The sequence below is a fragment of the Enterococcus sp. DIV1537a genome (assembly GCF_051712085.1).
In the GTDB taxonomy this organism is placed as follows: domain Bacteria; phylum Bacillota; class Bacilli; order Lactobacillales; family Enterococcaceae; genus Enterococcus; species Enterococcus faecalis.
Genome location: NZ_JBIOOE010000001.1, coordinates 1,948,526 through 1,968,766 on the forward strand (window position 1 = coordinate 1,948,526; position 20,241 = coordinate 1,968,766).

The 20,241-nt window shown below is 37.5% G+C and carries 16 protein-coding genes and 1 pseudogene; 1 reads left to right on the forward strand and 16 read right to left on the reverse strand.

Going from position 1 to position 20,241, the window contains the following annotated elements; genetic code table 11:
* Positions 1 to 3: 3 nt before the first annotated feature.
* The 3 genes from IGJ41_RS09590 to IGJ41_RS09600 form a co-directional block, all read right to left on the reverse strand.
* The gene (locus IGJ41_RS09590; RefSeq protein WP_002366997.1) at positions 4 to 645 is read right to left on the reverse strand and encodes a glycoside hydrolase family 73 protein; all 642 of its coding nucleotides are present in this window, start codon (positions 643 to 645) and stop codon (positions 4 to 6) included.
* Between the two features lie 99 nt (positions 646 to 744).
* Entirely contained in the window at positions 745 to 924 is a 180-nt protein-coding gene (locus tag IGJ41_RS09595) for a hypothetical protein (protein ID WP_002384259.1), read from the reverse strand.
* 59 nt (positions 925 to 983) lie between these two features.
* A complete protein-coding gene (locus IGJ41_RS09600) occupies positions 984 to 1,508 on the reverse strand; it encodes a hypothetical protein (protein WP_002382789.1) in 525 nt (174 codons plus the stop codon).
* 166 nt (positions 1,509 to 1,674) lie between these two features.
* Here IGJ41_RS09600 and IGJ41_RS09605 point away from each other — a divergent pair, with 166 nt between their 5' ends.
* The gene (locus tag IGJ41_RS09605; RefSeq protein WP_002382786.1) at positions 1,675 to 2,634 is read left to right on the forward strand and encodes a Gfo/Idh/MocA family protein; all 960 of its coding nucleotides are present in this window, start codon (positions 1,675 to 1,677) and stop codon (positions 2,632 to 2,634) included.
* A 47-nt stretch (positions 2,635 to 2,681) separates the two neighbouring features.
* Here the strand turns inward: IGJ41_RS09605 and asnS are convergent, their stop codons facing one another.
* From asnS to IGJ41_RS09670, 13 genes and pseudogenes are all read right to left on the reverse strand, one after another.
* Positions 2,682 to 4,034, reverse strand: a complete 1,353-nt coding sequence (gene asnS / locus IGJ41_RS09610; RefSeq protein ID WP_025190926.1) for an asparagine--tRNA ligase — start codon at positions 4,032 to 4,034, stop codon at positions 2,682 to 2,684.
* A 16-nt stretch (positions 4,035 to 4,050) separates the two neighbouring features.
* Positions 4,051 to 5,250: a pyridoxal phosphate-dependent aminotransferase gene (locus IGJ41_RS09615; protein WP_002359774.1), complete on the reverse strand. Its 1,200-nt coding sequence runs from the start codon at positions 5,248 to 5,250 to the stop codon at positions 4,051 to 4,053.
* Between the two features lie 38 nt (positions 5,251 to 5,288).
* Positions 5,289 to 5,807: a cell wall elongation regulator TseB-like domain-containing protein gene (locus IGJ41_RS09620; RefSeq protein WP_002382785.1), complete on the reverse strand. Its 519-nt coding sequence runs from the start codon at positions 5,805 to 5,807 to the stop codon at positions 5,289 to 5,291.
* 75 nt (positions 5,808 to 5,882) lie between these two features.
* Positions 5,883 to 8,672: an ATP-dependent DNA helicase DinG gene (locus IGJ41_RS09625; RefSeq protein WP_153853993.1), complete on the reverse strand. Its 2,790-nt coding sequence runs from the start codon at positions 8,670 to 8,672 to the stop codon at positions 5,883 to 5,885.
* Positions 8,673 to 8,852: 180 nt separating this feature from the next.
* Entirely contained in the window at positions 8,853 to 10,229 is a 1,377-nt protein-coding gene (locus IGJ41_RS09630) for a hypothetical protein (protein ID WP_438714335.1), read from the reverse strand.
* A 219-nt stretch (positions 10,230 to 10,448) separates the two neighbouring features.
* On the reverse strand, positions 10,449 to 11,906 hold the full coding sequence (locus IGJ41_RS09635) for an amino acid permease (protein WP_002356790.1): 1,458 nt from the start codon (positions 11,904 to 11,906) through the stop codon (positions 10,449 to 10,451).
* Between the two features lie 210 nt (positions 11,907 to 12,116).
* A complete protein-coding gene (locus IGJ41_RS09640) occupies positions 12,117 to 16,472 on the reverse strand; it encodes a PolC-type DNA polymerase III (RefSeq protein WP_002381593.1) in 4,356 nt (1,451 codons plus the stop codon).
* A gap of 242 nt (positions 16,473 to 16,714) precedes the next feature.
* A complete protein-coding gene (locus IGJ41_RS09645) occupies positions 16,715 to 17,050 on the reverse strand; it encodes a hypothetical protein (RefSeq protein ID WP_002381591.1) in 336 nt (111 codons plus the stop codon).
* 3 nt (positions 17,051 to 17,053) lie between these two features.
* A complete protein-coding gene (locus IGJ41_RS09650) occupies positions 17,054 to 17,344 on the reverse strand; it encodes a hypothetical protein (protein ID WP_010826188.1) in 291 nt (96 codons plus the stop codon).
* Positions 17,345 to 17,357: 13 nt separating this feature from the next.
* Positions 17,358 to 18,674, reverse strand: a complete 1,317-nt coding sequence (locus IGJ41_RS09655) for a hypothetical protein (RefSeq protein ID WP_010816153.1) — start codon at positions 18,672 to 18,674, stop codon at positions 17,358 to 17,360.
* Positions 18,675 to 18,687: 13 nt separating this feature from the next.
* Positions 18,688 to 19,224 carry a hypothetical protein gene (locus IGJ41_RS09660; RefSeq protein WP_317909612.1) on the reverse strand — a complete coding sequence of 179 codons (537 nt, stop codon included), beginning with the start codon at positions 19,222 to 19,224 and terminating at the stop codon, positions 18,688 to 18,690.
* Between the two features lie 61 nt (positions 19,225 to 19,285).
* A pseudogene (locus IGJ41_RS09665) lies at positions 19,286 to 19,609 on the reverse strand (hypothetical protein); the annotation flags it as partial.
* 12 nt (positions 19,610 to 19,621) lie between these two features.
* The gene (locus IGJ41_RS09670; RefSeq protein WP_010707318.1) at positions 19,622 to 20,152 is read right to left on the reverse strand and encodes a hypothetical protein; all 531 of its coding nucleotides are present in this window, start codon (positions 20,150 to 20,152) and stop codon (positions 19,622 to 19,624) included.
* Between the last annotated feature and the right edge of the window lie 89 nt (positions 20,153 to 20,241).

The window sequence follows — 20,241 nt, forward strand, 5'->3', positions numbered from 1 at the left end:
TGCTTAACGGTCGTATTTATTTAAATTGTATTCTTCAATTACATGAATGATCTTATCAGCGTATGTAGGATCCGTTGCGTATCCAGCATCTTGAAGCGCTTGTGCAGCCTCTTTATAATTTTTGGCTAACAAGACTTTTTCATATAAATTTGGATCCCAATCGACCCCATCAACAAATAACTTGGTATGATCTCGCATGGATTCTTCCCAATTGTCATAAACTCGAAAATCACCCTGAATCGTAATCCAGACCTCATTGACATACTCTTTTGTTTCTAAATTGACTTTTGGTTGATTGCCATATGCTTTAATCCCAAAAAGATTGTTATATTTCGATGCTAATTGACTTTGTCCAAAATTTGATTCTAAAACTGCTTGCCCCATAATAATACTTGGTAATACCCCGTAAGATTCTTGTAATTCACGTGCATACGGTGTGATTTCAGCAACAAATTCTTCTTTTGAGATGTTTTCATTTTGGCGATTGACTGACTCGCTTTGTCCTTTATCTGAATCAGAAAGGACAGATAACGAAAAGACAAAGGCCAAACCGACGACAACTACGCCTAAGAATAACTTTGGCAAATTCAGCTGCTTTTTTCTTTTTTTCTGATAGTTGCTCACTTCATTAATTCCCCACTTCATCTTTTATTTTCCGACAAAATGTTTCACTATCTTTCACTTTCGTGATTGATTTCATTTGTTACTATAACCGAATAATTGTATCATTTTCACAGAAAATTATCAACTTTCATCACTGCTTACGCTCGTGATTTCAGTACTTGATTCAGTGGTAGCAGTTGAAGAAACTGTACTACTTTCAGAAATTTTAGTGGATGATTTCACTGTTGTTTCAGTTGATGTGTGAACAGATTCTTCAACTGGCTTTTTACCAAAAAAGACAAAAATTACCGCACCAAACATAATAATCACAGATAAAATCCCAGCAATTGTGTATTTCAAAAGACCATCCTTCCTATTCGTTATTCACCTACGTAAGTATCCATCAGATTTTCGTTGACCCAATCTAATAATTCAACTTTTGAACCTTCCAATTGTCGTTGAATCGTAGCTGGTAACCGGAATGTAATAATATCATCAAAGCCCCATTCACCATAGGCCAGCGTCACTTTCAAATCAATATAACCAGCAGCAATTTCTTGTTCCTGTTTATTATTAGGAATCAATTCTACAACGCCCAGATCAGATTGTAACCATTTTTTGGCAATTGTTGTTTTTAACCGTTTATATTCCGAAACAGCTAGGTTGCGTTTTTCCGGAAATAAGATGGTTTGGCGGAGTATTTTTTGAGTCAGCATCCACTCATAATCCGTAAACAAATTCTTAATTTTTTGCATGACTTCATTGTCCAAACCAAATTGGCCTTCTTTCCAAGCTTGCCAATCGGCTGCTTGAATTTGATAAGCGGAGTAAAAATTTTCTTCTGTTTGGTACTGTTCAATAATTGCGTCAACAATAATATCTACATAAACTTGATGCATAATCATTCGCCTCCATTTTCTATTTTACTGAAATTCTCTAAAAAAAGCATCTTTTTATCTCTGGATTTTATCATATTTACAAAATTGTCCTTGTTTTCTAATTTCTCTTGTTTACAGTATAATAAATAATGAAGAAGATTTGAAGAAATTGCATAGATTAGGAGGACTTCTTTTGACAAAAAAATTATATCAATGGGGCATCGTAGGATTAGGTGGGATTGCCCACGAATTTGCTTCAACGTTTAAACAAGAAACTAGCCAACTTGCAGCTGTTGCTTCACGGACATTGTCTAAAGCAGAACAATTTGCCGCTGATTATTCAATCCCTAAAGCCTATGGTTCTTATGAAGAATTGCTAGCAGATGAAACAATCGATGTTGTTTATATAGCAGTGCCAAATAAACAACATGCTGAACACATTTTAAAAGCGCTTCAGGCCGGAAAACATGTGTTGTGTGAAAAAGCTATTACGATGAACGCGGCAGAATTAAAACAAGCCTTGGCAGTTGCAGAAAAAAATGACCTTATTTTAGCAGAAGCCATGACTATTTTTAACATGCCACTATACGACGAATTACGTCGCTTGATGGATGCTGGCAAATTTGGTCAGTTAAAAATGATTCAAGCACCCTTTGGAAGTTACAAAGAACCCGATCCTAAAAATCGCTTTTTTAATCCTGACTTAGCAGGCGGCGCATTGTTAGATATTGGTACTTATGCGGTTTCGTTTGCTCGTTGGTTTCTCAGCTCACAGCCAGACGTTTTAGCTTCTAGCATGGTTCCCTTCTCTACTGGCGTTGATGAACAATCGGTGACATTGCTTCGGAATAAAGAAAATGAGTTGGCGACTATTTCATTAACATTCCAAGCAAAAATGCCAAAGCAAGGAATTGTTGCTTTTGAAGATGCCTATATTACCATTACAGATTATCCACGCGCAGATGAAGCGATTGTTCACTACAATGACGGTACGGTTGAGACCATCGTTTCTGGGTACTCAGCTGAAGCCATGAATTATGAAATCTACAATATGGTTGAAGCAATCAAAGGTACTCAACCCAACCGCTCCTTATTTTTCACGACAGAAGTCATTGATATTTTGGACCAGATGCAAAAATTATGGCAGAATTAAAAAAGAGAACTTCGGCTTTTGCCGAAGTTCTCTTTTTTATTTGTTCTCTATGGATAAATACGGTTTAACATACGTGGGAACGGAATCGCTTCACGAATATGTTCATTACCAGTAATGAACGTAACAGCACGTTCTAAACCTAACCCGAAGCCGGAATGTGGCACAGAACCGTATTTACGTAAATCTAAATACCAGCTGTATTCTTCTTCAGATAAGCCAAACTCAGCTACTTTTTCTTTCAAATAATCATAATCAGTTGCACGCTCTGAACCACCGATAATTTCACCATAACCTTCTGGCGCAATTAAATCGGCACAAATTACAACATCTTCACGTGTTGGATGTGGTTTCATATAGAAGGCTTTAATTGCTTTTGGATAATTTAAAATGAATGTTGGGACGCCATAGTAATTTGAAATAAAGGTTTCATGTGGACTACCAAAGTCTTCGCCCCATTCAATGTGATCATAATCATTGTTTGCTTCTTCTTTTTGTAATAAATCAATCGCATCATCGTAAGTAATACGTTTGAATGGTTCCGAAACATATTTTTCCAGTAAAGCTGTATCACGTTCTAAAACATCCAATGGATATTGTTGATTTTTCAATACTGATTTAATTAAATGTTTTACGTAGGCTTCTTGAATATCTAGTGATTCTTCATGAGTTGTGTATGCCATTTCTGGTTCAATCATCCAGAATTCCGTTAAGTGACGACGAGTTTTGGATTTTTCCGCGCGGAAAGTTGGTCCAAAAGTAAAGACTTTTCCAAATGCCATCGCACCAGCTTCTGCATATAATTGACCTGTTTGTGATAAGAATGCTGGTTGTCCGAAGTAATCTGTTTCAAATAATTCTGTTGTGCCTTCTGGTGCTGAGCCTGTTAAAATTGGGCTGTCAATTTTAATGAATCCTTGTTCGTTAAAGAACTCGTAAGTAGCACGAATAATTTCGTTACGAACTAACATGATTGCATGTTGTTTGCTTGAACGTAACCATAAATGACGATGATCCATTAAGAAATCTGTGCCGTGTTCTTTCGGCGTAATTGGGTAATCTTCTGAAGCGCCAACAACTTCTAAATCAGTGATATCCATTTCATAGCCGAATTTAGAACGGCTATCTTCTTTGATAACACCAGTAACCATGACTGCTGTTTCTTGTGATAAATGTTTAATTTCTTGGAATTTTTCTGTACCAGTTTCTTCACCAAAGGCTTCAATGAAGTTTGGTTTGAACACGACACCTTGGAAAAAGGCTGTCCCGTCACGTAATTGTAAAAAGGCAATTTTTCCGCTTGAGCGTTTGTTAGCAATCCAAGCGCCAATTTTTACTGTTTCTCCAACATGTTTGTTTGAATCAATAATTTGAATTTGTTCCACGTTTGTCTCTCCGTTCATTTCTTAGTTTATTCTTTTAGGCGTTGTGCTGAATCCGTTTCTTTTCTATAAAGTCGTTCATTCGCTCAATCGCTTTTTCTAACGTCATTAAATCTGTCGCATAGCTCATCCGCACATGTTCTGGTGCACCAAAGCCCTCTCCCGTTACCAGAGCAACATGCGCTTCTTGTAATAAATCTTCCACCCAATTAGTCACGTTATCATACCCACAAATTTCTAATGTTTTTTTGACATTCGGGAATAGATAAAAGGCGCCTTCAGGTTTTATTAGCGAAACACCTGGCAAAGCTGCTACTTTTGGATAGATATGATTCAGGCGTTTTTCAAAGGCCTGACGCATGTCTTCAACTGTCGACTGTTCACCTGTTAAAGCCTCAATTGCCGCATATTGGCTAACTGCGACTGGATTACTGGTGGATTGTGAAGCGAGTTGTGTCATTGCTTGAATAATTTTTTCATCACCGACTGCAAAACCAATGCGCCAGCCTGTCATTGCATATGTTTTGGAAACACCATTAATAATGATTGTCTGTTGACGAATTGCTTCTGAGATGGTTGCAATTGGTGTGAACCGATGTCCATTGTACACCAAACGACCATAAATATCATCTGCAATAATGAGGATATTATGAGCAACTGCCCATTCACCAATTTGGCGTAATTCTTCTTCCGTATAAATAACACCAGTTGGGTTAGATGGTGAATTTAGAATGATTGCTTTTGTTTTGTCCGTTCGTACAGCTTCTAATTGTGCAACTGACACTTTAAATGATTGCTCTTGCGTGCTTGATACAAATACTGGCTTGCCTTCTGCTAACTTGACTTGTTCACCATAACTTACCCAATAAGGGACAGGGATAATCACTTCGTCCCCAACGTTCAAAATGGCTTGAAATAATAGATACAGCGCATATTTGGCACCATCTGTCACAATAACTTGCTTGGGTTGATAACGAAGTTGATATTCTCGTTCCACATAAGAAACAATCGCTTGCTTTAATTCAGGAATGCCGCCAGAAGGTGTGTAATAACTTGCTCTTCCATCCTCAATTGAAGCAATTGCTGCTTTTTGAATATTTTTCGGGGTTACAAAATCTGGTTCCCCAACCGTTAAGCTTAAAACATCTACACCTTTTGCTTTTAATGCTTTCGCTTTGGCGGCAGCTGCTAATGTAACAGAAGGAGTCAATTGCTGTGCTCGATTTGATACGTTCATACACCTTTCACTCCCACTTTCATCAAAACCTATCTAAATTAAATATCTTTGACAACGTTGATCTCTTCGCCTTTATCAAAGCTCATAAGATAATATGTTAGTACTCCTTGATCATTTTCGGTGACCACTTCCCATGCAGGGCGCTTATCATAAAGCCCTAACGTAGCTTTCATCACCGATTCATCGGGATGGGCTTTAGCAACAATGTCTGTTATTTGTTGTTCAGTTTGACCATCTTTTTGATTTAAGACCGTGACTTTTTCTCCCGATTTAGGGACAATCACGACAATCTCTGTGCCTTTATCATTTTTGCCGGTTAAAGTAAAATACGTATTTTTACGTGTAAACCAGTAAAATTTATCAACTGTTTCTAAATTAGCAGAAGTTTTGGCAATTGCGGTTGCTTCTTTTTTGGCTTGAGCCATTGGTTGATTGGTTCGTACAAAAAAGATAATTATTGTTACAAGAATTGCTAAAAGGATTGCCAATAGGGTTAAAAGGACAGTAATCCGTTTCTTCTCTTTCTTTTCTTCTAATTCCTCCAAAAATCCTTCCATCCTCTCTAAACTTACTGGGTCTTATTATAGCAGAAAAATAGCGGCCTTTCACAAATATGACCTAAAAATAATCGATTATTTGTTTAAAAATTCCTTTAATTCTTCTAAAATTTCAGGCATGGGCGCTTCTTTTACTGAGAGTCCCTTGGGAAACGCTTTGATTAATCGTTTGCCATATTTTGCAGTGACTAAACGACGATCCAGAATCAGCAATGCCCCTCTGTCTTCTTCAGAACGGATTAAACGGCCCAGTGCTTGTCGCAAACGTAAGGCTGCTTTCGGTACCGCTTCTTGAGCAAATGGTTGTATCCCTTCTGCTTCTAAATACGCATATTTTGCTTGCACAAGTGGTCGTTTCGGGTTTTCAAAAGGCAAACGCGTAACTATCAATAACTGTAAAGCTGTTCCTGGTAAGTCCACACCTTCCCAAAAGCTATCGGCTCCTAGCAAGACATTTGGTTTTCCATTAGAGAACCGTTTAAGAATTTTTTCACGACTGCCGCTAATCCCTTGGGCGAGGACCTCTTGTCCTTTTTCCAATAATCTTGGCTGGACTTGATGATACACGGTGGACAATAATTCATGCGAAGTAAAAAGAACCAACATCGAACGTTCCTCTTGCGCCATCAATTTTTCAATGGTATCTGAAATGTATTGACCCATTTCATAGGAAGAGGCATTTTGAATGGCTACTGCTTCTTCCGGTACATAGACTCGCGCATTTTCTGCATAGTTATATGGCGTTGGCAGGTTTTTGAACATCACCTCTGTTAAACCTAACCGTTGCGGTAAATACTTTTTATTGTTGCCAAACTTCAATGTGCCGCTTGTATAAATAATTCGTTCATACCGCGGATACCACTTTGTTTCAGGAAGCAAACTAGCTTCTAAGTCATGAATTTCAATCAAGCCATGGTCTTCATTTTGTGGTAAATATTCTTTTACCCAACGTGGACGCCAATCATCAAGATAAATGGTAAAACAGTGATGAATACGTTCAATTTCATCAAAAAATTGAAACAAGCGCACAAAAACGATGCGATCAGCCAAACTAAAGGTTTCCAACTGACTCATAATTGTTTGCTGTAACTTACTTTGAATAGTTAACAGCTCCTGCAGTAAAAGCTGGAGCGTTTGACTATGTTTTTCTCCCGCAGCAGATAAATAATCAATACGTTCTTTGGTTAAAAGCAACTCCTGATGGTCTATCCGCTTCTGTGTTTTACTAAATAAACGATGCAATTCAAAAAGAAAATCTTGCCATTCATCCACAAAATCCAGTAAACCTTGCTGATAAATTTTTACAAACCGCTGCTCTTCAGAAAACTGTTGAAAAATTTGCTGTAAAGCAACAAAAAGTTGTTCTTTTTCAATAAAATGTGTGACTTGTTTTTTTAGTATCACACTGTTCACTCGTTCGCTCGCCATCCGACTAGCGATGTCTGGTAAATGATGTGCTTCATCAATAATTAGCCACGGACTTTCAGGTAATAACGGTTGTTTTCTTAGCGACTCTTGCGCCAAAAATGCATGATTAACAATCAACACGTTACTTTGAGCGACTTTTTTATACAGATGTCTTAAAAAGTCAACTTCATAAAGTTCATCTTTTTTTGAAAGAAAATCCAATCCGCGATGTGTAACTTCTTTCCAGAATAAATGATTTAAATTCGTCAATTGTAGTTCATCTAAATCGCCCGTTTCTGTTTCTAGCAACCAGACGAGAACGCCCATTTGATAAAGAGCGTATTGTTTTTGCGGAGTTGGCTGATTCAACGTTGCCTTAAAGCGTTGTAAATCAAGATAGTGTCGATGGCTTTTAATAACAATGCCTCGTAATTTCCCTTGGCAGATTTGATTGGCTAATGGTAAATCTTTTTCCACTAATTGATTTTGTAAAACAATCGAAACTGTTGAAATGATGACTGGTTTTTCTGGCGTTGCTAAATAGCTCATCGGCAACAGATAGCCTAATGTTTTTCCCGTTCCAGTCGCTGCTTCAATAAATAAATCTTTTGTCGTTCCTTCTGTAAAATGATCATAGACTAAATTCATCATCCGACTCTGTTCCGCACGATAAGCGAAACGTTCGCCAAACAGTTTTTCTTTGGCTTTTTTAGTTTTGGGATACGTGCTAGTCTGATAGAACGTTTCTTCAAAAAGTGGAACTTCTTTTTTGCGTAAAGCAATGCCACTGACCACTTGATAAGCTGGATTTAATGGTGTGACTTGTTTTTTCATTTGTTCATACGTTTGTTGAATAAAGGCACTGGTTTCCCGCGCTGTCTGTTGACTTAATTCCGCAATTTTTTCCATAGTGACTAATGGTAAAGATTTCATTTTTTCTTGAATTAATAACAAAAGTTCGGCTGTAACCTGCGCATCACTATCTGCTTGATGGGGATTCTCATGAGACAAACCTAAGCTTTCCGACAAATCACTTAAGCGGAAACTTTTTTCTGTCGGTAAAAAAATCTGTGCCAATTCCACTGTATCAATGGCTGGAATGGTAAGTGGCGGCGTGCCACACCGTACCAGTTCACGAGCTAAAAAATTATAATCAAAGTGGACGTTATGCGCCACAAAAATAGTATCTTCCAGATAATGATAAATTGTATGTGCTACATCTTCAAAATAAGGCGCTTTTTGAACTTGCGTATTACTAATCCCCGTTAAACTTTGAATTTGTTTTGGTACTACTTGATTGGGATTCACATCTGTCGCAAAGTTCGCAATAATCTTTCCATCTTGAACGAGAACGCATCCAAACTGAATGATCCGATCACTTGTAGGATCTGTTCCAGTCGTTTCAAGGTCAACTACTGCATACACTTGTTTGTCTTTCAATGACTTCACGCCTTTCATTCATCTTTGAAAATTATACTACAATTTATAGGATTTTCACTAGTATTTCAAAAATTCTCTTGAAATCTTTTCCAGAGATAATAAGAAAGAGCCTGAAACAAAAATTCAAAGTGATTTTTGTTTCAGGCTTAAAAGCTGATAAACTGAATGGTTTTGTCTTACCTTCTCCTAAATAAACGATTAATAACAGTCAAGGATTTTCTGCATATACTGATTTAATTGCCCATAGCCTTCCAATTCTCTGATTACTGGGAGCGGACAACGAACCTTTTTATTAAATAGTGTCCGCTTTTCAACATATTCTGTAACTTCGTCTAAAAATTTATCTAATCCTTTTTCTAGTTTCATACAGCTTAACTGATTGCAAATTCGCACGTCTCCTTCTTTTTTCTTTTGAACTTGTTTAAATGATTGTGAGAATGCTTTTGCTTCAATCATTTGTGCTTCTAACTGTCTTTTTTCAATCGTTATTTTCGGTACTGCTTGATTTCCATCAGTATCCTCTAACTGGCGACTCATAAAGCGACGATAAATTTCCTCTTCTAATTCGTCCAATTGTCGTTGAAAGTCCGCAGGAATTGTCCGACTTGATGAATTTTCTTTCTCACTTTCCATAGAGACAGCTTCTTTTTCTGACTTCTGCTCCTCCTCTTTTTCGGCAGACTTATTCACTGAATTTAACGAGCTTTTTTCTGTTTCTTGTGGAAAAGTAAATAAAGGTTTTGCCGCAGTACTCTGCTGGTTTTCTTGTTTTTTTTCTGGCTGTGCTTCTTTAATTGGCACTGTTTCAGATAACACTGGTTCTTTCGCTGGTTCTTCAAGCGCTAGTTTGTTAACAGGAAGCACTGCTTCACTTGTTGCTACAGTTGTTTCACCTTCTTGATTTTCCAGATTATCAGGCGATAGATTGACGTCTGGTTGTTCCAGATTAGTATCCTCTGATACTTTCAGCGATGCCTGTTCTGCGGCTATCACAGGAGAAGCTCTTTTCAAATGGATCGTTTTTATTTGTCTAGAAATGACGGGATTTCTCGTTTGATTAACGGCTTCATTTAAGGAGGCTAAATTTTCTTTTAAAAGTGTCAGCATTTCACGTAAGACAGCAATTTCACCAGCTAATTCCGTTAATTGATTTTCTTGCGGCACTACTTGCACATTGGTTTCATTCATACGGACTGTTTTTTTATTTTTAGTTGTTGGTATTTCATACATCCATTGTTTCAGTGCGGATCGTAAGTCACGAGTGGTCGGCTCAAAACTTCCAAAATAAACAGTGTAGTACATTAACTCTGTTTCAACATAGACATAAATCTTTTTAACAATTAACTCTTCAAACTGTTCTGATTCATCCCAACTTTCACATAAAGCCTCAAAAAATTGTTCCCCTTCTGCTAAATTTTGGTACTCTTTCGCTAAATAAAGCTTGCGAATTAAGTAAAAATTATACGGTGTTTCAACATTATCCGCATAAATTTCTCGTCCTAAAAAATCTGGATTCGTTTCTTTACAAAGAAAGACCGTTTTCTCTTCTGGTTGTGTTTCAAGTGTTTTAGTCATGAGGTTCACTTCCTTTTTCTCCGTTAATAACCATTTTTTAATGATAGATACCTTTAGTATACAGGAGAAATTCTTCTGATTTTCTCATATTTTTAAGAGACAATAGAAATTTTAGAGAAAAATCGACAGAAAAAAAACGTGAGATAAACAGTCCTATTGACCATTTATCTCACGCAAAATACTTAAACTGACTATTTTATCCTTGAAACATGCAACCATTTATTCTGCTGAATCAATTGGCAAAATCGTGTCTTTTTTCTCGCGACGTGCAATTGCTGGTAAAATCATTCCTAATAGAATTAAGACGATTGGTGTCACAATGTTAGAAGCTAATTGGAACAACCAGCCTTGAGGGTCTGAGGCATACTCAAATTTAGGCACCATTCCTAGGATACAAGCAAAGGCTGTAAATAGGAAACACCAAAGACCAAACACAAAACCAATTTTAGGATTTTTAACAAATTTATATTCTGAATTAAATTGTTTGTATGCTTTGTTTAGAAGCATATAGGCAAAGAAGACCCACAAGTAACGCATTGGCATAACTACAGAATTTAAGTTAGTTAGCCATTTAACCACTTCGTTCATGTCCTTCAACCCAAACATCGGTAAAGCGATAATAATACTTACTAAAATACCTGTTAATAAGTAACCATTAATTAACGTACCTTTTTTCGTACGTTTACGTAACCAACTTGGAACAAATTCTGGATCTGCTTCAGCTAAAAGAATTTTCAGTGGAGCATCAATTGAAAAGGCTAACGCAGCCACTTGACCCACTGTATTCGTCAAAGCATAAACAATCATTAAGAGATTACCGACACCATAATATGCGCCTAATTTTTGGAAGGCACTGTAGGCACCATTTGCCATTAAATCTTTAGGAATATTGTCACTTGAGAATAACATTCCCATTGCAAATGAACCTAAAACAGCCGATAAACCAACCATTGCCGCTAGGAAAATCATTCCTTTAGGGAACTCTTTGGCTGGATTTTTAGTTGCATTTACGTAAGGAGAAATTTTTTCAGCGCCACCTACCGCAAAAACTAACATTGATACGGTTGTAAAATAACTAAAATCAAATTTAGGAATGTAGGTGCTGACTTGTGACATGTTTGGCGTCGCAAATTCAACCGTTGAATTAATAAATGGTGCGCCTACCGCTAATAAAATGAATAAAATAGACATCACAAACATGGCGGTTCCAGCTAAACCACCAATAACTTTTAAGGTGGTTAACCCTTTTGTTGATAATAACAAGAAAACCAAGAAAATTATTAATGAAATAAATGATACCGTTACGATTGGCATCGTATTGACTAGGTTTCCATTCCCTTGAACTGCCCAACCTAAGGCAATTAAAATTGCTTGTGGTTTTTGTGCCAAGTAAGGAATGTGCACTACCCAATAAGTCCATGCTGCATAATAGGCTAGACGTTTAGTACTGGTGTTTTGCACCCACGAACTAACCCCACCATTGCTGTCTTTAAATGTTGAACCTAATTGTCCTACGATTAACGCATAGGGAATAAAATATAAAACTAAAATCAAAAGCCATGAAGTGACCACTGAAATCCCTTGTTGTGCATAATTATTCACAACATTTCCAAGACCCCAGACCATGTTAAAGGCAATTAACCCGACGGTGAACCATCGTAATTGCTTTTTGTCCATATAACCAATTCCTTTCTTATTAAAAAAATAAAGCTCTTCATTTATCATAAGCATTTTACTTTTTATGCACAAGCTCAACATAATTAAATAAAGATGGCTTTTTAATAAGTAATTAAAACGCTTCTAGCAATGATTTTCTAATTTATTTGATGACTAAAAAAGGCCGGTGAATAAGTTGCTTCACCGGCCTTTTTCTAAAAGATTTTTCTTTTATAACATATCAAATAATGATAATTGGTTTTCATCTGGCAAGTCTTTTAAGACACCATTTTCATTCATGTATTCAATCAACGTTTTAGAAACTTTGCCTCGTGTTGCCAAATCTTCTTTCGACAAGAACGGTTGCTCTTCTCGCGCAGCGACAATGGCTTTCGCTACGTTGAGGCCTAAACTTGGCACTGCTCGGAAAGGTGCAATCAAGGTATCCCCTTCAATCACAAAATTTTCAGCATCTGATTTGTACAAATCAATCATGCCAAATTTATAGCCCCGTTCCAACATTTCATTACATAATTCTAAAACCGTTAATAAGTTTTTCTCTTTAGTGGAGGCGTCCATCCCTTTGTCCGTAATTTCTTTCATTCGTGCTTTCACAGCTTCTTTCCCTTGTGACATTGCCACTAAGTCAAAGTCATCCGCCCGAACGGAGAAAAACGCACAGTAATATAAGATTGGGAAATAAACTTTAAAGTAAGCGACCCGCAATGCCATTAATACGTATGCTGCCGCATGGGCTTTCGGGAACATATATTTAATTTTAGAACAAGAATCAATATACCAGTCAGGGACGTTGTTTTCCTTCATCGCATTTAAATACGTATCCCGTAGTTCATCAGGAATCTTATTCCATTGTCCTTTACGTACCGTTTCCATAATCTTAAAGGCCATCCCACTGTCCAAACCAGCATGAATTAAATATACCATGATATCATCCCGACAACCAATTACTTCAGCAAGATTGGCTTCGCCACGGCGAATCAACTCTTCTGCATTTCCTAGCCACACATCGGTTCCGTGAGACAGTCCAGAAATTTGAAGTAATTCTGCAAAAGTTGATGGATGGGTCTGTTCTAACATACCTCGAACGAAACGTGTCCCAAATTCAGGAATTCCTAAAGTTCCTGTTTTAGAATAAATTTGCTCTGCATCCACACCTAGAACATCAGGTCCTTCAAAAATACGCATCACTTCTGGATCGTCTGTTGGGATGGTTTTTGGCTCAATCCCAGATAAATCTTGTAACATCCGAATCACGGTTGGATCATCATGTCCCAGAATATCAAGTTTTAAAATATTATCGTGAATGGAATGGAAATCAAAGTGCGTCGTTTTCCATTCTGCCTCTTGATCATCAGCAGGGTATTGGATTGGCGTAAAGTCATAAACATCCATGTAATCAGGAATTACAATAATACCGCCGGGATGCTGCCCAGTCGTCCGTTTAACCCCTGTTGAACCTTTAGCTAAGCGATCAATTTCAGCACCACGCAAATGTAAATTATGATCTCTTTCATATCCTTTAACAAAGCCATACGCTGTTTTGTCGGCTACTGTACCAATGGTTCCTGCCCGGTAGACATATTCTTCACCAAAAAGAACTTTCGTGTAGTTATGGGCTTCGGCTTGATAATCGCCAGAAAAGTTCAAATCGATATCGGGAACTTTGTCGCCATGAAACCCTAAGAACGTTTCAAAAGGAATGTCGTGACCATCTTTAAACAATCGAGCACCACATTTTGGACAGGCTTTTTCAGGCATATCAAACCCTGAACCATAGGAACCATCTTCATAGAACTCAGAATATTGACACTCAGGACAATAATAATGTGGCGCTAAAGGATTTACTTCAGTAATCCCTGTCATTGTCGCAACAAAACTCGAACCGACAGAGCCCCGTGAACCAACTAAATAGCCATCTTCATTACTTTTATGCACCAGTTTTTGAGAAATTAAATAAATAACCGAGAAACCATTCCCGTTAATCGAATTCAGTTCCTTTTCTAACCGTTTTTCGACAATTTCTGGTAAAGGATCGCCATACAATTCGCGCGCACGATTGTAGCTTAAATCAGTGATTTCTTGTTCAGACCCAGGAATTTTTGGCGTATACAAATCGTCTTTTACTGGAATAACTTCTTCACATAAATCAGCGACTTTGTTGGGATTTTCTACTACAATTCGCTTAGCGACGTCTTGTCCTAAAAATTGGAATTCCGTTAACATTTCATCGGTGGTTCTGAAATGAACCTTTGGTAAACTATGGCGATTTAACGGATTAGCGCCACCCATAGACCCGACTAAAATTTTCCGATAGATGGCATCTTCTTCATTTAAATAATGAACATTTCCAGTGGCGACAACCAGCTTGCCAAGTTCGTCACCGATTTTCACTAGATTACTAATAATTTCTTCCAAATCTGCTTCATTTTTCACCAATTCTTGTTCAATTAATGGCGCGTAAACTGGTTTGGGCATAACTTCAATATAATCGTAGAATTTGGCACGATTTTTTGCTTCTTCGACACCTTTTTGCATCATTGCTTCAAAAATTTCGCCGTTTGAACATGCGGAACCGATTAAAAGCCCTTCTCTTAACTTCGATAATTGCGAACGAGGAATCCGTGGTACTCGGAAAAAATAATCTACATTGGACATCGAAATCAATTTAAAAAGATTTTTTAATCCTGCTTGAGTTGTTGCTAAAATCGTTGCATGGAAAGGTCGAGCACGTTTGTATGAGTCTCCTTCGCCAATATGACGATTCAAATCATCATGGAAATGCATATCATGATTCTCTTTCGCTTCTTTTAAGAAAATCCAGCACAAATGACCTGTTGATTCTGAGTCATAGATGGCACGGTGATGTTGTTCTAAGTTGACGCCAAATTTTTTCGATAAGGTATTTAGACGATGGCTTTTGAAATGTGGATACAAGAATCTGGATAATTCTAATGTATCGATGACGGGATTAGCCGCTTCAGGTATTCCGTGTTTGCCATAACTTGTATTTAAGAACCCCATATCAAAAGAAGCGTTGTGGGCCACTAAAATAGTTCCTTCTGAAAACTCTTTAAACATGCGTAAAACTTCTTCTTCGGATTTTGAACCGCGCACCATTTCATCTGTAATCCCAGTTAAATTAATTGTCGTTTGAGATAATGGATGGCCAGGATCAATAAACTGCTCAAAAGTCTCAATGACATTTCCTTTGTGCATTTTGACAGCGGCCAATTCAATAATTGTATCATAAACAGCGGAAAGCCCCGTTGTTTCCACGTCAAAGACCACATAGGTAGCATCTGTTAATTCAATATGTTCTTCGTTGTAAGCAATAGGTACACCATCATCAACAATATTGGCTTCCACGCCGTATAAAATTTTAACGCCTGCTTTTTTACCTGCAGCATGGGCATCAGGAAACGCTTGGGCGCCGCCATGATCCGTAATTGCGATGGCCTTGTGACCCCATTTCCCCGCTTGCGCCACTAAGTCACCGACTTTATTGGTCGCATCCATTGTACTCATGTTACTATGCATGTGTAATTCTACACGTTTTTCACCTTCTGGCGCGTAGTCTTTTCTTGGCGCATGGGCGACTTCCATCAAATCTTGAGCATTCATGACTAAATCACGCATGAAGGTATCTTCTTGTACACTACCACGAACACGAATCCAACTTTGTGGTTGAATCGCATCAAAAACTTGTTCATCTTTTTCCCCATTCGAAAATTTCTTCACCACGAAAGAGGAAGTATAATCAGTTATTTTCAAAATTAAAATTTTTCGTTTAGAACGCAATTCACGCACTTCTTTATCAAAAATAAAGCCTTCAATCGTTATCCGACGTTCTTCTTCCAGTATGTTTCCCATTGGCATAATGGGTTCATCATTGGGAATATTCCGCCCTAAACGAATTGGACCATCAAACGCAGGCGCTTGTTGTTGTTTTTCTTTTTTCATTTGTTCATGTTTAACAAGCGATTCAGCAGCTTGTTGTTGAAAGGCTGCGGCTTGTTCTAATTTTTGCTCTTCAAACTTTTTCAGCACTTCTGCAGCTTGCTGTTGATCCATTTTTGGTTCAATATGAAATTTAGGAAACCCGTAAGAGAAATAAAGTTCCTCAATAATTGGTAAATATTGTTGCTTCAAATAAGGAATAACTGCTTCATTATCAACAGGTAAAATAATTTTCCGATCTTCAAATTGTGGTGTCTGTGTTTTTAAGACTTTCTGAACTAACGGCGTATTGCATTGACTATTTAACAAGGCCAACTGCCAATAATCCGTTAATTGTTCCTCAGTAAATGTTGTCTGATTTGTGGTTATTTGAACGGAAACCTGTGCAATTTGTTGAAAAGCTAGTTCCAATTGTTGCATAAATGTTTGATATAGCATCACTGGCATCAATTCATCAAAACTTAAATGAAATTCCCATAAGCGACTTTGTTGGTGAACAATGACCTTGTCAATCCGGCCATTTTGAATTAAGGGATGTTCTTTCGCTGTGTCATCTAACTGAATTTGCGTCATCAGTTTATCAAATAAATCGCGTGCTTTTTCTGTCACAAAATGAACCTCCTTCTATCATTGAAAAAAGGCCCTCAGACAAATCTGTCAAGTGCCTTTTTTCGGTTTCTCTGCATTCGCTTCTCTATTAAGTATACTCGTTTTTTGTAAAAAAACAATCTTGTTCCGTCAATGGCTTGCTAAAAATTAGAGAACAAGAGTAATGTACTCGTGAAGAATTCCATTATTTGTTTGAACATATTGAACAAAAAACATCCTGTCAATCCGTATTTACCAATCCCTTACAAATCCATTCTTGCCATTTCTTCCAATTTCTCAATCTCTTTTCGATAATTTTTCCGCATGGTTTGTTCTGTTTCTTCTAGGATTGAAACAAACCGATTTTCTGTTCGTTTCACTTCATCTAAACTGGTGGCTATTTGATGATGAAACATTCGTTTGTCCCAAGTATCATTTCTAGTAAAATAAGCCACCTTGTCTACTAGTTGGTTCGTTTGTTGTCTAAATCGCTGGATTTCAGCGGAAACATGTTGCTGTTGTTGATTGATTCTGCGCTTTTCTTGATAATAGCTGTCTTCAATCATCTGGTAACTGCGGCGTTTTTCTTCCGGTGTCATCTCCTAACCTCCTTTTGCTGGTGTTTTTAAATTTGCGTCAGGAATCGCTTTCAAATAATGGCTCGCTGCGTCCGCCACTTGCCCTTGAAACGCACCTTTTAAGGAAGATGGCAACGCAGTTTTTGATTGCTTGCTCATTAATTTTGAAAGTTCCTTGATTGTCTGTGTGGAGGTTTGTTTGATGGTTGCGATTCTGGTTTGTTTTGCTGTAATCACAGCTTGAATGGCTTGGCGTTCTTGCATCTTTTGTATGCGTTCTAATTCTAATTGAAGTTCTCTTTCCAGTTCATCCATGTGCGACATCCTTTCATTTCTGTGTAAATAACTGATTCCCTGCTTGGCGATCGTATTCTTGAATATTTTTAGCCGCAGTTGTTAACTTTTCACTAAATGTCATCAGTTTTTGATTATATTGTTGAACTTGTTTCCGATTGTGACTGGCCTGTGCCTCGTCCCACAAACGACTTTTTTCATAGGGTGCAATCATTGCTTGGACCTCAGAATAAGACAAATATTGTCTTATTTCATTGGCACTTGTTAAAATTTCCTTGGAAATTTCTGCTAACGCTTGTTCTGTGTCTTGCTGGCTTTGTTTCAGCAATTTCTCCGCTTCTTCACCGATTGTTCTAGCCTGATTAGCTACCTGTAATGCCAAGTCTGCTCGTAACTTGATTTTTTGACCGCCAGAAGCACTGGCAATTTTTGTATGTAAGGAACGAATAGCTTTATCAGTACCAGATTTTAATTTTTCCAAATTCGCATTCGTTTGCGCAAATTCGCCATAGAGTTCTAAGTACTCCTGCACTCGTTTTTTCGCTTCGGCTTCATTATTTGTGGTGGGATCCCAGTCGCCATTTTTCTTTGCCCAGACTTTCGCTGCTAACTTGACTTGCTCCAAAGTCATATTCGGTGCGAAAATGCCATCTTTGGCTAAACGATCCAAATCCAAGTCGTCCCCGTCAAAATAGTTAGCTAAAGTATTATGTTCACCAACCCCTGAAATCGAAGAAAGCGTGCCATATTTACTATCACGTCCTGACAGTGCTGCCCATGAATCATTTTGGTAGCGAATCAAAAATTCTGGATTTTCTTGTAACCACTGTTTTTCACTCGTCGTTAAACGTTCAAATTGATTGCGGCCCCAATCATCAAAACTGGTGGTACGAAAGCCCATTTCTTGCCCGTATTTCCCTGCCATTTTCATCATGTAGCCACCTGATTGACTAAAGCCTGCAACATCGGTAATTGTGCCGTTTTGCGAGGCGATTTTTTGCTGCGTTTGTTTTAAAAAATTTTCAGCTTCCTGATATTCTTCAGAAAGTCCACCTACAAAAGCTGTCCCAGCTGTCTCAAAGCCTTTTTTACCTTCATCCCCAAAGGAATTGGTACCAGCGTACACGACAGCGACGTTGTTATAGTCAGGTTTACCTTGGTCATCTAAAGGGGCGATGGCCATGGCATTTAGTTGGCTGGATTGGGTGCTGGCGGCTTTGTGGATTATTTTGAAGTCTTGTGTTTTGTCTTGAATTTCTAAAACTACTGTATCACTATTCAATTGAACTGTCTCTTTTGTAGAATCAATTGCTTTTGCTAAGGTCTCTGTTGTAATTTCATCATTACTCAAATTCCTTTCCCTCCTAATATATTAATTCATGAATTTCTAAGTTATAAACTACTTTTGCATTTGGACTTCCTTTATCAGACTTTCTAAATCTCTCAAAAACTTTTTTTTCAGCTTGGTTCAAATCGTATGTCGCATTCCTTAATCCTACTCTAACTGCAACATCTGTATTTTTATCGTTTAATGAGTCTAGCACAACATATTTTTTCAATTCATCATCATATTCTGTTTTATCGGTTAGACGAAAATACATCATGAAATAATCATCTTTAGATACATATACTCTAATTTTACTATTAACATAATTCCCCAACAGCGAAGTCCCATATCCTTTTGCATTCCGCCATTCTACGCCAACGCCTTGCCACTCAATCTTCTCAATGCCTTCGTAGTTTTCCACTAAATAGTTCGACACATATTTTTGAATTAAATCGATTCCTTGTTGGTAATCCTTTTCTATTGCTTTTTTATCCATGTATTGTTTTCCTCCGATTCCTATTATGATTAGTAATGCAGTAGCTAAACCAATTAGCCACCATCTTCCTTTTTTCACTAGCTTCCCTCCTTTCTTTTTATGTACAATCATGTTTTAAAACTCTATGTTAAGATATTCAGGCTTCCTGATATTCAGAAGAAAAGCCACCTACAAAAGCCGTCCCAGCTGTTTCAAAGCCTTTTTTGCCTTCATCACCAAAGGAATTGGTACCAGCGTACACGACAGTGACATTGTTATAGTCAGGTTTGCCTTGGTCATCTAAAGGGGCGATGGCCATGGCATTTAGTTGGCTGGATTGGGTGCTGGCGGCTTTGTGGATGATTTTGAAGTCTGTTTTTTTTCCTTGAATTTTCAATCGTACATTTGTATTCTTTGTTTGAACAGTATCTTTCGTCTCATCAATAGCGTTAGCTAATATTTCCGTTGTGATTTCTCTACTCATAGATTCTCCCCCCTAATAGTTCAACTCATAAATTTCTAAGTTATAAATGATTTTTGCATTATCACTACCAAAAATTGACTTCTCTAGCTTCGTGAATGATTCTTTTTCACTCTGTTTTAAATCATAGGTAGCATTTTCCAAATCCGATTTGATTGAAAAATCAATATTTTCAGAATTCAAAGAACTTGCTTTAACATATTTTTTCAAATTATTGTCATAATCTGTTTCATCTGTCAAAGTAAATCTTACAGAAAAATATTTATCTTCTGATACAAATATATTCACTCTAGTATTCACATAATTCCCCAACAACGAAGGCCCATATCCTTTTGCATTCCGCCATTCCACGCCAACGCCTTGCCACTCAATCTTCTCAATACCTTCATAGTTTTCTACCAAATAGTTTGATACATATTTTTGAATTAAACCGATGCCTTGTTGGTAATCTTTTTCTATTGCTTTTTTATCCATGTATTGTTTCCCTCCAATTCCTATTATGATTAGTACTACAGCAGCTAAGGTACTTAGTTTTCCTTTTTTCACTGGCTTCCCTCCTTTCTTTTTTATGTACAATCATGTTTTAACACTTATTGGATTCGTCCCATAAATTCCTTTCACTAGTACAGCACCAA